This is a genomic window from Alphaproteobacteria bacterium (assembly GCA_030739735.1).
In the GTDB taxonomy this organism is placed as follows: domain Bacteria; phylum Pseudomonadota; class Alphaproteobacteria; order UBA7887; family UBA7887; genus UBA7887.
This window is the reverse complement of the sequence record JASLYQ010000026.1, coordinates 21,419-35,274: the sequence shown is the minus strand read 5'-3', so window position 1 is coordinate 35,274 and position 13,856 is coordinate 21,419. Positions and strand designations below refer to the sequence as shown.

Sequence of the window (13,856 nt, the reverse complement as noted above, 5' to 3'; positions counted from 1 at the left end):
CGCGTTGATATCGGCCCGGTTGTAGCCGGCGCTCAAAAGTTGGATCAGCTTGAGCTTGGATGCCGCCGCGAATAACGCATCGTTCACCAGCCGGTCGACGAAGCCGACGAGATATTCGGCCTCGCCCAGGGTCTCCCGGTATTCGGCGCTATCCTCGGGCACCAGCACCAAATCGAAGCCCTTGGGCGCCAGCGCCCTAACCGGCTCTTCAGCATCGGGAAACTCGCTGACGAATAGAATTTTCGGTGCCATAGGCCTCTCCCTCCCTTAAAAATCGGGCGCAGTATAGCGGCGCTTGACCATGGTCCTGGACCAAAAGCGGGATTCGCGGCTATGTAAGCTCTATAAGAACCGAATCGCAGAGCCGACGGAGAGTTTGATGAGCCAAGCTGCCACCCGTATCTCGCGCCGCCGGGCGCTGACTATCATGGGCGCCGTTGCGGGCCTACCACTGCTGCCAAGCCTCGGCGCACGCGCCGCCGTACCGCTGATAACCTGGGAAGGCAGCGCGCTGGGCGCGTCAGCCCGCATCACGCTCGCCCACCCGGATCGGGCGGCGGCAGAGCGTATGTTCGAGCGCTGCGTGGCCGAGATCCGCCGTCTAGAGGGCTTGTTCAGCCTGCACCACGAGGACAGCGAGATCTCACGCCTCAATCGCGATGGCGCGCTGGACGAACCGGCCCTCGATACCGTACATCTGTTATCCGAGGCCGAGCGCTTCGCTGCGCTCACGGACGGTGCCTTCGATATCAGCGTGCAGCCCCTCTGGCGCCTCTATGCCGAGCATTTCGCCGCCAATCCCAGCAGCACCAAGGCGCCGGACGCAAAAGCGGTCGAGAAGGCTAGCGCCCTTGTTGATTTCCGCGGCATCACCGTTGAGACCCACCGCGTGGCCTTTACCCGCCCTGATATGGCAGTGACACTGAACGGCATCGCCCAGGGCTACATCACGGACAAGGTGGCAGCACTGCTGCGCGCCGACGGCGTTGCCAATGTGCTGCTCGACCTCGGCGAGAACTATGCCATCGACGGCCACCCGGAAGGCCGACCCTGGCGCATCGGTCTGATCGATCCCTTTTCGCCCGCCAACTATGACGAGGTTGTCGAGGTCAAGAACCGCGCAGTCGCTACTTCCGGCGGCTACGGCACCATGTTCGGCAGTGATACGCGGCATCATCACTTGTTCTCGCCGACAAGCGGCAAGAGCGCCAACCACCACGCCTCAGTCAGCGTGCTGGCCGGCGACGCCACCACGGCCGATGCACTGTCGACGGGGCTTTTCGTCTCGCCGCGGGCGGTGACTGAGCGTGCGGTCGCTGCCTTACCCGGAATCGAGGTGCGCATCACAGAAGCAAGTGGCGCCAAGCACCGTCTGGTGAGCTAGTGGACGCGGAGACACCGCAGCCTTTTGGCGCATTAGCCGGGCTCAAGATCGTCGATCTTTCGCGCATTCTGGCAGGACCGTTCTGCACCCAGATGCTCGGCGACCACGGCGCCGAGGTTATCAAGGTCGAGCCGCCAGACGGCGACGGCACGCGTAGCTGGGGTCCGCCTTTTAAGGACGGCCAGAGCGCCTATTTCTCGGGTGTCAATCGCAACAAGGAGAGCCTGGCGCTCAACTTGCGCGGCAAGGACGGACACGCCGTGCTATTCCGTCTGCTCGAAGACGCCGACGTGCTAATCGAGAACTTCAAAGCCGGGCAGATGGAACGCTGGGGTCTCGGCTACGAGCAGTGCCTGCGCAAGCGCTTCCCGCGCTTGATCTACGCCCAGATCACCGGTTACGGCACCGACGGGCCGATGGCTGGCATGCCGGGATTCGATGCGGTGGCGCAGGTGATGAGCGGTCTCGCCAGCATTAACGGCACCGCCGACGGACCACCGGTCCGCATGGGTGTGCCGATTTCGGACCTGGCGACCGGACTTTACACCGCCATCGCCTTATTGATGGCCCTGCAGGAGCGCGAGAGGTCGGGGCTAGGTCAGAAGGTCGAGGTGTCGCTCCTGGAATGCTCAGTCAGCCTTCTGCACCCGCACGGCGCCAACTATCTGATGAGCGGCGTGCCACCGGCACGCACAGGCAACGCCCACCCCAATATCGCGCCCTACGACATGTTCGCGACGCGCACCGCCATGGTCTTCGCGGCCATCGGCAACGACAAGCAGTTCGTTCGCTTTGCCGAAGAGTTGGGTGCGCCGGAGCTGGCCGAGGATACGCGTTTTCGCAGCAATTCCGACCGCGTGGTCAACCGTGATGCCCTGCGCGCGACGCTGGAGCCCCTGCTGGCCAAAACCGATGGCATGAAGCTTTGCGAGCACCTTTTATCACAGAACATTCCTGCCGGCCCGGTGCTCGACATTCCGCAGGTGCTCTCCCACGCACAGGTGGAAGCCCGCGACATGCTGGTCGAACGCGGTAGCTATCGCGGTATCGCCACGCCGATCAAGATGTCTCGCACACCCGGCAGCGCCGGCAGACCGCCGCCGCGGCTCAGCGAGCATGCGCGCCAGGTGCTAGCCGAGGCCGGTTATGGCGAGGACGAGATTGAGCGCATGATACGGGGCGGCGTGGTTAGCAAGCCCGTCCCGGCTTCATAAGAGAGGGAGCAAAATGGAACTGGAACTGGCGGGACGCACGGCCCTGATTACCGGTGGCTCCAAGGGTATCGGCCGGGCTTGTGCGGAATCGCTTGCCGCCGAAGGCGCACACCTTCACCTAGCCGCCCGCGGCAAAGAAGCATTGGCGGAAACCAAGGATAAGATCCTGCGCAACCACCAGGTCTCGATAGAGACCCACGCCCTCGACCTTTCCGACAGCGAGGCGCAGCAGGAGCTCTCCGGTCGTTGCCCAGACATTGATATTCTAGTCAATAATGCCGGCGCCATTCCCGGCGGCACAGTGGCAAGTATCGACGAGGGTCGCTGGCGCGAGGCCTGGGATCTCAAGGTTTTCGGCTATATCAATCTCTGCCGCATCTTCCATGCGCGCATGGCCTCGCGCGGTCAGGGGGTGATCGTGAATGTAATCGGGCTTGCCGGCGAGGCCTTCAACGCGGGATATATCGCGGGCTCGACAGGCAATGCAGGCCTCATGGCGTTTACGCGCGCGCTCGGCTCGACCAGTCTTGACGACGGCGTGCGTGTGGTCGGTATCAATCCGGGCCTCGTCGAGACCGGACGCATGGTGACGCTGATGGAGCAGCGCGCCGAGACAGAGTTCGGCGACAAGTCACGCTGGCGCGACCTCACCACCAATCTACCCGCCGGCCGCGCCGCCAAACCCGAGGAAGTCGCAAACCTGGTGACCTTCCTCGCCTCCGAGCGGGCAGCCTATACGACGGGCGTTATCTACAGCATCGACGGCGGTGTCGCGGCAAGACACGGCCTATAATAGCATTCCGACAAGGGGCGCAGCTATGCAGGAAAACTGGCGCAAGCGGCGGAAATTCTACGCCTGGGGCGGCGAAGACGAAGGTGCGACAGCCGAAGAAGCCCACACGATCGAGCGGGTCTGGGGAGACGCCTTGGGCGCCGATAGCTTCGAGGCGACACCGCCGCCAACCCTGGATGAGATCAGCCTCGAGCCGCCACGCATCGGTGCCGTGCCGCCAAGCCTTCAGCCAATCTGCCACACCGACCCCTACCATCGCGCGCTGCACACCTATGGCAAGTCTTTCATGGAAAGCGCGCGCTGTTTCGCCCGCGACTTCGCAGATGCACCGGACGCGGTAGTCTATCCTCGCAACGAGGCCGAGGTTGCCGCCGTGCTCGACTGGTGCGGCGGCGCCGAACAAGCGGCAATACCGTTCGGCGGCGGCTCCAGTGCCGTATACGGCATAAATCCGGTGGTCGGCGAGCACTTCGAGAGCACCGTCAGCATCGACATGTCCCACATGAACCGAGTATTGGAGGCTGACACCACGTCGCGGGCGGCGCGGGTGCAAGCGGGCGTGTTCGGTCCCGACCTCGACGCCCAGCTCAAGCCGCACGGCCTGTCGCTGCGCTTCTTCATGCAGGCCTATCCCTATTCCAGCCTGGGCGGCTGGATCGCCACCCGCGCCGCAGGACATTATGCCACAGGCACCACCCACATCGATGATTTCGTTGAGAGCGTGCGCATGGTTACCCCCAGCGGTGACTGGCAATCTCGACGCCTGCCGGCCTCGGGTGCCGGCCCCAGCCCAGACCGCTTCGCCATCGGCTCCGAAGGTGCCATGGGCATCATTACCGAGGCTTGGCTGAGACTGCCGTCCCGGCCGATCTACCGTAGCGGAGCGACGTTCGCTTTCGCCGGCTTCTATGATGGCATTGAGGCGATACGCGAGGTCGCACAGGCCGGCCTCAATCCCGCCAACTGCCGTCTCATTGACCCGCGCGAGGCGGGGCTGAGCGGGGCCTACGACAGCACCAAAGCGATCCTGGTGCTCGGCTTTGAATCGGCACATCACCCAGTTGACCCTTGGCTCGATATCGCCAGGCAGGCCTGCCTTGACCATGGTGGCGAGATGATCAAGGCAGCTGTTGATAGTTCGGCATCGGCAGCCGCCCGCTGGCGCCAAGCTTTCGTGCGCGAACCGTTTTACAGAGAAGTAAAAACCTCACGCGGCATCGGTCGTGAGACCTGCGAGACATCAATCCCATGGAGCGGATTTCACGATCTGCACGAAACGGTAAAAGCTCGCACGGCACAAGCGATCCGCGAGGTTACAGGCCGCGACGGCACAGTCACATGCCGCATCACCCACCTCTACCCGGACGGCCCGGCACCCTATTTCACCTATCATTTCCTGTGCGACAAGGCGCGTATGGTCGAACAGGCTATGGCCATCAAGACAGCTGCATACGACGCCATGACCGAAAGCGGCGGCAGCATCACCCACCACCATGCGATCGGCCGGCTGCACATGCCGTGGTACCTGAAACAGAGACCGCCACTGTTTGGCGACGTGTTGCGTGTTGCTAAACAGGCCCTCGACCCCCACGGCGTCATGAACCCCGGCGTTATTGTCGAGACCTGATACCGGGCAAAGTCAGGAGTGACCGGAACCGGATGAGGGTACGGACGGCCACGCCGAGCAAGGGTCGCGGGCCTCCTCAATTTATTGCCTCTGAACGCTCAGCCGATCCGACGGGCATGATATACGGGCACGATCTATAGCGTGGACGACGGCATCGCTGCGCGGAACAGGATGTAAGGAGGATAAGCATGGCTGACACTGGCAAGGTCGCGATCGTAACGGGAGCCGGCAGTGGGATCGGCAAGGCCTGCGCCGTGGCGCTAGCGGGTAAAGGTTATGCGGTGGCGTTGGCAGGACGCCGTGCCCTGCCGTTGCAGGTTGCGGCAACGGAAGTAGAGGCCGCTGGCGCGCGTGCCGTCGCGGTGCCGACGGATGTTGGTGATGCGGACGCTGTCGACGCTCTGTTTGCTAAGGCAGTGGAGGCGTTCGGACGCGTAGACCTTCTATTCAACAATGCCGGCACGGGCGCACCGCCCGTGCCCATGGACGAGTTGACGCCTGAACAATGGCTGAGCGTGGTCGATGCCAACCTCAACGGCGCCTTCTATTGTACCCGCGCGGCTTTTCGGCAGATGAAATCGCAAGAACCGATGGGCGGACGCATCATCAATAATGGCTCAATCTCGGCCCACGTGCCGCGGCCCAACTCGGCGCCCTATACGGCGACCAAGCACGCCATTACCGGCCTCACCCGGTCAACCTCGCTTGATGGCCGGGCGCATGACATCGCCTGCTGCCAGATCGACATCGGCAATGCAGCGAGCGAGATGACGGCGCGAATGGCGAGCGGCGTGGCCCAGGCCGACGGCGGGATCAGGCCGGAGCCGCGCATGGACGTGGCGCACGTGGCGAGCGCCGTGGTCTACATGGCCTCCCTGCCACTCGACGCCAATGTCCAGTTCATGACCGTGATGGCTACCAAGATGCCGTTCATCGGACGCGGGTAATTTCAGGGTCGTCAGGTCAGAGCATCGAGTTGTTGTTGACCATGCCGCCATCGATAGTGACCACGGTTCCGGAAATGTAGCTCGCGCGGTCCGATGCCAAGAAGACAATCAGGTCGGCAACCTCATCCGGCCTCGCGAACCGCTCCATCGGCCAGTTGGCGTAATACGCGGCCGCCCGGCTTTCGTCGCCAAACTCCGCGACCGCCTTCTGACGCATCAGCGTCTGGATACGATCGGTCTCCACCGGTCCCGGATTGACGCCGACGACGCGCACACCGGCATAGATCGAACGGCTGCCGATGGCGCGGGTGAACGCCATTAGCGAGGCATTACCAGCGGCGCCCGCAATGTAGTTGTAGTCGAGCTTCTCGCCGCCAGTGCCAATGTCGTTGATGATCACGCCGCTGCCTTGCGCTGTCATGCGTGCTAGAAACGCGCGGGTCACGTTGATGTAACCGTAGACTTTGAGATCCCAGGCCTCGCGCCAGCGCTGCTCGTCCACGTCGTCGATGGAGCCGGCGGGAATGGCACCCGCGTTGTTGACGAGAATGTCGACGTCACCCGCGGCTTCTAGCAGCCGGCTCACATTGGCACTGTCGCTGAGATCCAGCGTCGAGGTTGCGACCTGAACCTGGTAGCGCCCGGCGATGTCCGTGCGGACGCGCTCCAGATCGGCCGCGGTTCGCGCCACCAGATGCACGTCGCAGCCTTCGGCAGCGAAGCCGTGGGCGCAGGCAAGCCCGATGCCTTTCGAGCTCCCAGTAATCAGTACCGAACGGCCGGCGAGTCCAAGATCCATCTCGAATACCATCCCCTCTTGTGCTCGCACGAACGGCTGCGAGAGCCCGCAACCGTTCCCCGCACGCACTCGTTCGCACCATTGTAAAATATGACGCTTGGTATCGCTATGCGCGACCCGAGGCCATCGCGCAGGGCATCATTTCCGGAGGCACATGGCAACAGCGCCACTATCGGCTGCGAAAATCCAGTATGCGGGTTGTATCCTTAAGAGATGCAACTGATCCGCTCGTCAAATTCGAACGAGAATTTCTTACGGTATGAGTGGGTCATGCCGGTTAGCGACCAACGGTTGCAGTGTGATCTCCGCGATAAACCTCACCCTTCATACTGCCATCGGCGTCATGGTGAGCGTGATACCACCGTCTACCAGCAGCTCAATGCCGGTGACGTAACGGGATTCGTCGGAGGCCAGGAAGACCGCAGCGTTGGCAACGTCCCAGGCGTTGCCCATAAAGCCCATGGGGCATTGGGCATCGCGTTTCTTGAGCATGGCATCGATGTCATCGTAGGCCGCTGAGACCGCGTCGCGGATCAGCGGCGTATCCATGAGGCCGGGTAGGATGGCGTTGCAACGCACCCGCTTAGCCGCATATTGCGTGGCGATGTTGCGGGTCATCGCATTGATCGCCCCTTTCGACGCCGAGTACGAGACGCAGGGGTAGCCGAGTGCATAGAACGAGGCGATAGAGGAGATGTTGATGATACTGCCACCGCCTTGTGCCACCATGTGTGGCAGGGCGTGGCGACAAGTCAGGTACATGCTCTTGACGTTGATGTCGATCAGCCGGTCCCAGGCGTTCTCGCCAATCTCCTCAGGCCCACCGGGCTCGACGATGCCAACATTGTTGTGCAGTACGTCAATACGGCCGTATTTGGTGAGACAGGCCTCAACCATCTCCACCACGTCGACATTGGACGAGACATCCGTCTTATGCACGGTGCATTCGCCGCCGTCGTCGCCGATGATGCCGGCGGTCTTCTCGACTGCCTCCGGGTTGATGTCGACGGCGAAGACCTTGGCGCCCTCGCGCGCAAAGCTCACTGCGGTTGCTTTGCCGTTTCCCCAGCCGGGCCCGATCGAGCCCGCACCAGTGACGATCGCGACCTTGTCTTCCAAGCGATTAGCCATCTTTCCCTCCCCTAAACGGCAACGGACCGCCGCCCGACGGGCGACGGTCCGTTGCGGTCACATCTCGTAACGTCGGTCTAGTCGTCGCGCTGCATACGCTTGCGCGCCAGCTTGCGAGCCCGTCTGATCGCTTCCGCCTTCTCTCTGGCCCGCTTCTCCGAGGGTTTCTCGTAAGCGCGGCGCATTTTCATCTCGCGGAAGATTCCCTCGCGCTGCATCTTCTTCTTGAGCGCACGCAGAGCCTGGTCGACGTTATTGTCACGGACAATTACTTGCAAGTGTTCAAATGCTCCCAGAAATTAAGGCCGCTGGTCCCAATGACCAGCAGATCGCGCCTCTTAACACAGCATATGCGCCTTGTGAAGCAAATGCTTAGCCGCCGCTGAGGTCCCGCTCCGCACGGTTACCGGCAGCATCGAGCGTGATCTCGCGCATCACCTCCGCCGTCTTCAGGCGGAAGCTGTCGAAAATACCCTCGCGCCCCGCCGCCTGGGCCTGGCCGTGTTTGGGATTCTCGCGCCAGGCGCGCACGGCCTCGGCATCGCGCCAAAACGACAGCGACACGAAGCTGTCCGGCGCCGTCAGGCTCTCGAAGCGCTCGATCGAGAGGAAGCCGTCAGCCGCCAACACTTCCTCACGCAGCTTTCCAACCCAGTCGAAGTAGTCGTCCTTGCGCCCCTCACGCACCGTGAACTCAAAGATCACCGCAATCATCGCCACAATCCCTTTCGTCATACTTTACCACGTCGGCTCGTCTGCCCATATTAGCAGTCATGGCAATACTCAAGATTGCCCGCATGGGCCACCCGATCCTACAGCAGCGCGCCGCAGAGGTCGCGGAGCCTGGCAGCGCGGAGATCGCCTGCCTAGTCGCCAATATGCGCGCGACGCTCACCGATTCCGGCGGTGTCGGTCTAGCCGCGCCCCAGGTCCATGTCGGCCTACGCGTGGTGATATTCGAAGTGCCCGGCACGCGCACAACCGATGAGAATTCGACACCGGACGTACCGCCGACGGTGTTGATCAATCCGGTGATTGAACCCGCCAGCGAGGAGATCGCGATCGACTGGGAGGGCTGTCTCTCGGTGCCCTACCTGCGCGGCGCCGTGCCGCGACTAGCCCGCATCCGCTATCGCGGGTTGGGGCTTGACGGTGCGCCGGTCGAGCGCGAGATAGATGGCCTCCGCGCCCGCATCGTGCAGCACGAATGCGACCATCTGGACGGCATTCTCTACCCCATGCGCATGCCCAATCTGACCAGTCTCCATTATGTCTCGGAAATCCGCAACAACCCGCTTCTGCAGAGCCCCGTCGCCAAACCACCGGAGGACCGTGATGTCGCCTGAGTTAGCCCCTCTCGCCCGCAGCCTGCTCGCCGCCACCCTGGCGCGGGTACCATTCGACGGCTGGACCTGGTCAACCGTGGAGACGGCAGCCGGTGACCTAGGTAAGGCTCCCGAGACCGCCGGGCGCGCCTTTCCCGGTGGCCTCCGCGGCGTGCTGTCGTTCTTCCTGGCCGAGGCAGACCGGCGCATGCTCGAAGCCCTGGCCGAAATCGACCTCGAAGCAATGCCGGTCCGTCAACGCATCGCCACCGCCGTGCGCGTGCGCCTTGAACAGGCGACACCGCACCGCGAGGCGGTGCGCCGAGCACTCGCCTTGCAGATGACGCCCGCCTATGCCTTGGCCTTGCCGGCCAACGTGGCGCACACGGTCGATGCCATGTGGCGCGTGGCGGGCGACAGTGCGACAGACTTCAACTACTACACTAAGCGGGCGCTGCTTGCCGTCGTCTACGGTGCTGCGCTGCTCCATTGGCTTGACGACGACACGCCGAACCAAGCCGCCACCTGGGCCTTTCTCCATCGCCGCATCAGCGATGTCATGCGTATCCAGAAAACGCGCAACCAGCTCGACAGCGTGATTGCCAAGGCCACGGTGCCCATTGCTGCCGCACTTGCCCGGCACGGCCCGAGAGCCGTGCGAGATTGGCAGACCTGAGGGCGCGTTCCGTTTCCGCAAGCTCGTCGACGCAGCGCTGCCCAATCAACATAAAGGTTGTCGATGTCAGTGCCTTACTCATCGAGGGCTACCGCCCCGATGAGATCGCAGAAGCCGCGGGCACCGATGTTCTCAAGCTCGATATGCAGGGCGCCGAGTTGGTGATCATCGAAAATACCATGGAACCGCCATCGCATGCCGTGGTCGTTGAGACAGTGGTCGAGTTTGTTCCACTCTGCGAGTGGTCAACCGCTGTTCACGAAAATCTATTAGGCGCTTCGTCGACAAGACTTCGTATTGCATAAGCTGCTCGCCTACGGCTTCGTCGACCTCGTAAAACTCTGCCTACTGTTACATGACAGAAAACGTAGCGGCGACCTAGCGGCATCCTATCTCGATCGCATCACGAGGACAGAGACTTGAGACGAGTCATATGACCCATCTTGCGGCCTTCGCGAGTCTGGGTTTTGCCGTAGAGATGCAGCTTGACATCGGGATCGGCAAAAATTTCGGACCAGCCATGTACGGCATCGCCAAGCAAGTTTTTCATCTCCGCATCGGCGAGGCGCTCGGGCGAACCGAGCGGTAGACCGCAAACGGCTCTCACCACCTGCTCGAACTGACTGGTTAGGCATGCATCTATTGTCCAGTGCCCAGAATTATGCGGCCGTGGCGCGATCTCGTTGACAAGCACTCCACCGCCGGGCGTGACGAACATTTCCGCGGCCACCAGTCCGATAACCTCCAACGCCTCAGAAATATGGATCGCACATTGGTTGGCGTCCCGTGCCACGGAATCTGCGATTGATGCCGGTGCGGTAGTGACATCGAGAATGTGATTGGCGTGGCTGTTCTCAACTGCGCAATAGGGCACCACGGCGCCATCCACGCCGCGCGCCACAATGACCGATATCTCGCGCTCGAAGTTAACAAACGCCTCTACGATGCCGAGCGGTCCGCCCATGTCGTGCCAGGCCGCGGCGGCCAGCGCCGCATCGTCGATCCGCACCTGTCCCTTGCCGTCATAGCCCATGCGGTTGGTTTTGAGCACACAGGGCACACCCAGTGCCGCCACCGCGGCAACCACGTCCTCGGGTCCCTCGGCGCGACGAAACCCGGTGGTCGGCACGCCGATACCGTTGAGGAAGGTCTTCTCGGCCAGACGGTCTTGGGTCACTTCCAACACCCGCGCGCCCGGCCGCACCGGCACCTGTTTGGAGAGCGTCTCGACAGCGACAAGAGGCAGGTTTTCAAACTCCAGCGTCACCACATCCACCGCAGCCGCGAATCGCGCAAGCGCCGCCGAGTCGTCATAGGCCGCGACGGTCGCCGCCGCACAAACCTGACTGGCGGGAGAATTCTGCTCCGGGCAGTAGACGTGGCAGCGATAACCGAGCCGCGCAGCAGCAAGCGCGATCATGCGCCCCAGTTGACCGCCGCCGAGTATGCCGACGGTCGCGCCGGGAGCGATGGCCTGGGTCATGAACCGCTGGGTTCTTTGGCAACTGCCTCTGTCTGCGCCGCGCGCCAAGCATCAAGGGCCTCGGCGACGGTAGCATCGTCGAGCGCGACGATGGACACTGCGAGAAGGCCAGCGTTGACCGCCCCGGCGCGCCCAATCGCCACTGTTGCCACAGGCACGCCCGCCGGCATCTGCACAATGGACAGCAGGCTGTCGAGACCGTTCAGGGCTCTGCTTTGCACGGGCACACCGATCACAGGCAGCGGCGTCATGGCCGCACACATACCAGGCAGATGCGCCGCCCCGCCGGCACCGGCAATGATTACCCGCAGGCCGCGCCCGCGCGCCTCTTTGGCATAGGCATAGAGACGGTCGGGCGTGCGGTGGGCCGAGACGATGCACGTCTCATGTGCGACACTGAGCTTTTCTAAAATTTCGGCAGCGTGCCGTACCGTCTCCCAATCCGATTGGGAACCCATGATGATGCCGACGCGCGGCGTCGATTCGCTCATGACTGCCGATCCTCAAAACTATGTCGGGTGTGCTGCGGGGTGTCGCAACGCCTAGGCAATAATGTCGGGAACCAAGTCGTCTCGCAAACGGCCCATCTGATCCTTCAGCGCCAATTTCCGCTTTTTAAGGCGGCTTATGCGGATGTCATCATACACCCCACCAGCAGTCAATTCGGTGATCTCTCGGTCCAGAACCTCATGCTCAACCTGTAGACTCTCCAACTGCTCGATCAAGCTATTCTGATTCATCTATCTCCCTTGGCGCACATGCTGGCAAACGCACACGAAAGCACCAACACTATAGCAAACAGGCTTAAGTAAGGGAACATTCAGGAGAGTCCTGACCACACGAGGCGTCGCCATGGGAGGAACAGCATTCTGGAATCTTTTTCTCGCGGTACGTGCGTGCGACACCGACGTCAACATGCTGCAGTTCTGCCGCTGGATCAGCGCCAGCGGTAGCGGACCGCTGGCGAGCGACGATTATAGACATCTCTGCAAGGCGGTCTCCGTTTGACAGCGCGAGGTGGTGACACCATCGTGGATCGCACGTCGGCGCCTCAAGCAGCCACCGGTCGCTCTCGCCGGGCAGGCCGCCAGTCTTTGCGCAACGACATCGCAGCGGCCCGCAAGGCAGTAATGCAATTGACGTGCTGGTAGACAAGGCTTGGCAGGACTAAATTATCAACTCAGCAGAGAGAAACTTTCGAGACTAGGAGAGCCGAATGACTCCCGACGCCATCCTCGCCTGCAAGCCCAAGGCGCTCAGCCAGAAGCAGCGTGAAGCCTTTTTCGAAGACGGCTTCCTCGCTCTGGACAGCTTCGTCGAACAGGTCTGGCTCGATCGGCTTTGGCAGGTCACACAGGACTTCATCGAGGAAAGCCGGACGGTCACGGAATCGAATGGCAAGTTCGATTTAGAACCGGACCACACGTCTGAAAAGCCGCGCCTGCGGCGGCTGAGCTGGCCGGTCACGCAGCACGAGATCTACTGGGAATTTGCCAGTCACAGCCCCATTGTCGACGTAGCCGAGGATCTGCTCGGCCCGGACGTGGTGTTCCATCACTCGAAGCTGAACTTCAAGTGGTCGGGCGGCGGCGAGGAGGTCAAGTGGCACCAGGACTTCCCCTTCTATCCCCACAGCAATCGCGCCCATCTCGCCATCGGGCTCTGCCTCAGCGACGTCGACGGCGAGATGGGACCGCTCGGGGCCATCCCCGGCAGCCAGAAGGGCCGTATCTACGACCATTATGGAGAGGATGGCGAGTGGGCGGGTGCCCTCAGGGATGTCGATATCATGACCCTGCCACTAGAGACCGTGCAGTGGCTCAAGGGCAAGGCGGGCACCGTCACGGTACACAATGTCTGCACCCTACACGGCTCGCTACCCAACACCTCGCCGCGCATGCGCCCGCTGCTGCTCAACGCTTACGGCGCCGCGGACGCGATCCCGCTGACGCACTTCCCGAAAGAGATCTGCCCGCAGAACGGGACCATGGTGCGCGGTAGGCCGGCCAACGTGGCGCACTTCGACCTCGAGGAATGCCGGATGCCACCGGATTGGTCCGGGGGCTACACCTCCATCTTCGCAGCACAGCAGGATGAGAACAGCTTGCAAGCGGCAGAATGAACCGACCTTTTAAGTTTGACGATAGGAACATAGACTGATCATTATTCACCAGCTTCGGTGATCTTCGGGATCATATTTCGAACACGGACGACGCCGTCCATTCGATTGACAAGCTCGTGAAATTTGCCCCCGATGCTCGCTGCGTCAGGAATAACAATAACGGTCCGACCGGAACGCTGGTCATGGAAGCCAAGCATATGGTCGGTACCGGAACGACCCTGACCCCGAAACACCGAAGGTCAAGCGGCCCAGCACCTATACGAGCAGTCCGGATAACGAGATTCACGACGAGGGCACGGGCGCCAACCGTGCAGTGAGTCGCCGGATCACCCTCAACGATTTTGCGCGCGACCTG

18 protein-coding genes are annotated in these 13,856 nt (G+C 62.1%); 9 read left to right on the top strand and 9 right to left on the bottom strand.

Annotated features, from left to right (window positions below; genetic code table 11):
• Positions 1–252, bottom strand: a 252-nt coding sequence (locus tag QF629_11840) for a hypothetical protein (GenBank protein MDP6014215.1), incomplete at its 3' end; no start/stop codon positions are given.
• Between the two features lie 127 nt (positions 253–379).
• Between QF629_11840 and QF629_11835 the strand changes: the two genes are divergently transcribed.
• From QF629_11835 to QF629_11815, 5 genes are all read left to right on the top strand, one after another.
• Positions 380–1,384 (top strand): FAD:protein FMN transferase, encoded by a 1,005-nt coding sequence (locus tag QF629_11835; protein MDP6014214.1) that lies wholly within the window; start codon positions 380–382, stop codon positions 1,382–1,384.
• A complete protein-coding gene (locus QF629_11830; GenBank protein MDP6014213.1) occupies positions 1,384–2,598 on the top strand; it encodes a CoA transferase in 1,215 nt (404 codons plus the stop codon). The genes QF629_11835 and QF629_11830 overlap by 1 nt, the downstream gene beginning before the upstream one ends.
• A 13-nt stretch (positions 2,599–2,611) precedes the next feature.
• Entirely contained in the window at positions 2,612–3,391 is a 780-nt protein-coding gene (locus QF629_11825; GenBank protein MDP6014212.1) for an SDR family oxidoreductase, read from the top strand.
• Positions 3,392–3,416: 25 nt separating this feature from the next.
• Positions 3,417–5,018 carry an FAD-binding oxidoreductase gene (locus QF629_11820; protein ID MDP6014211.1) on the top strand — a complete coding sequence of 534 codons (1,602 nt, stop codon included), beginning with the start codon at positions 3,417–3,419 and terminating at the stop codon, positions 5,016–5,018.
• Between the two features lie 188 nt (positions 5,019–5,206).
• Positions 5,207–5,965: an SDR family oxidoreductase gene (locus QF629_11815; GenBank protein MDP6014210.1), complete on the top strand. Its 759-nt coding sequence runs from the start codon at positions 5,207–5,209 to the stop codon at positions 5,963–5,965.
• Between the two features lie 16 nt (positions 5,966–5,981).
• Here the strand turns inward: QF629_11815 and QF629_11810 are convergent, their stop codons facing one another.
• The 4 genes from QF629_11810 to QF629_11795 form a co-directional block, all read right to left on the bottom strand.
• Positions 5,982–6,764, bottom strand: a complete 783-nt coding sequence (locus QF629_11810; GenBank protein ID MDP6014209.1) for an SDR family oxidoreductase — start codon at positions 6,762–6,764, stop codon at positions 5,982–5,984.
• 324 nt (positions 6,765–7,088) lie between these two features.
• Positions 7,089–7,895, bottom strand: coding sequence for an SDR family oxidoreductase (locus tag QF629_11805; GenBank protein ID MDP6014208.1), 807 nt, complete (start codon positions 7,893–7,895; stop codon positions 7,089–7,091).
• Between the two features lie 77 nt (positions 7,896–7,972).
• Positions 7,973–8,173: a 30S ribosomal protein S21 gene (rpsU, locus tag QF629_11800; GenBank protein MDP6014207.1), complete on the bottom strand. Its 201-nt coding sequence runs from the start codon at positions 8,171–8,173 to the stop codon at positions 7,973–7,975.
• 94 nt (positions 8,174–8,267) lie between these two features.
• Positions 8,268–8,609, bottom strand: a complete 342-nt coding sequence (locus tag QF629_11795; GenBank protein ID MDP6014206.1) for an antibiotic biosynthesis monooxygenase family protein — start codon at positions 8,607–8,609, stop codon at positions 8,268–8,270.
• A 59-nt stretch (positions 8,610–8,668) separates the two neighbouring features.
• Here QF629_11795 and QF629_11790 point away from each other — a divergent pair, with 59 nt between their 5' ends.
• Positions 8,669–9,241: a peptide deformylase gene (locus tag QF629_11790; protein MDP6014205.1), complete on the top strand. Its 573-nt coding sequence runs from the start codon at positions 8,669–8,671 to the stop codon at positions 9,239–9,241.
• The gene (locus tag QF629_11785; protein ID MDP6014204.1) at positions 9,231–9,896 is read left to right on the top strand and encodes a COQ9 family protein; all 666 of its coding nucleotides are present in this window, start codon (positions 9,231–9,233) and stop codon (positions 9,894–9,896) included. Before QF629_11790 ends, QF629_11785 begins: the two co-directional genes overlap by 11 nt.
• A gap of 74 nt (positions 9,897–9,970) precedes the next feature.
• On the opposite strand, the gene QF629_11780 is transcribed toward QF629_11785, so the two are convergent.
• From QF629_11780 to QF629_11765, 4 genes are all read right to left on the bottom strand, one after another.
• Entirely contained in the window at positions 9,971–10,093 is a 123-nt protein-coding gene (locus QF629_11780; GenBank protein MDP6014203.1) for a hypothetical protein, read from the bottom strand.
• A 206-nt stretch (positions 10,094–10,299) separates the two neighbouring features.
• Positions 10,300–11,379 (bottom strand): 5-(carboxyamino)imidazole ribonucleotide synthase, encoded by a 1,080-nt coding sequence (locus QF629_11775; protein ID MDP6014202.1) that lies wholly within the window; start codon positions 11,377–11,379, stop codon positions 10,300–10,302.
• Complete coding sequence (purE, locus tag QF629_11770) at positions 11,376–11,870, bottom strand: 5-(carboxyamino)imidazole ribonucleotide mutase (protein ID MDP6014201.1); 495 nt, start codon at positions 11,868–11,870, stop codon at positions 11,376–11,378. The genes QF629_11775 and purE overlap by 4 nt, the downstream gene beginning before the upstream one ends.
• A 51-nt stretch (positions 11,871–11,921) precedes the next feature.
• The gene (locus QF629_11765; protein MDP6014200.1) at positions 11,922–12,119 is read right to left on the bottom strand and encodes a YdcH family protein; all 198 of its coding nucleotides are present in this window, start codon (positions 12,117–12,119) and stop codon (positions 11,922–11,924) included.
• Positions 12,120–12,231: 112 nt separating this feature from the next.
• Between QF629_11765 and QF629_11760 the strand changes: the two genes are divergently transcribed.
• Positions 12,232–12,387, top strand: a complete 156-nt coding sequence (locus QF629_11760; GenBank protein ID MDP6014199.1) for a hypothetical protein — start codon at positions 12,232–12,234, stop codon at positions 12,385–12,387.
• Positions 12,388–12,595: 208 nt separating this feature from the next.
• Complete coding sequence (locus tag QF629_11755) at positions 12,596–13,501, top strand: phytanoyl-CoA dioxygenase family protein (GenBank protein ID MDP6014198.1); 906 nt, start codon at positions 12,596–12,598, stop codon at positions 13,499–13,501.
• Positions 13,502–13,856: the final 355 nt, after the last annotated feature.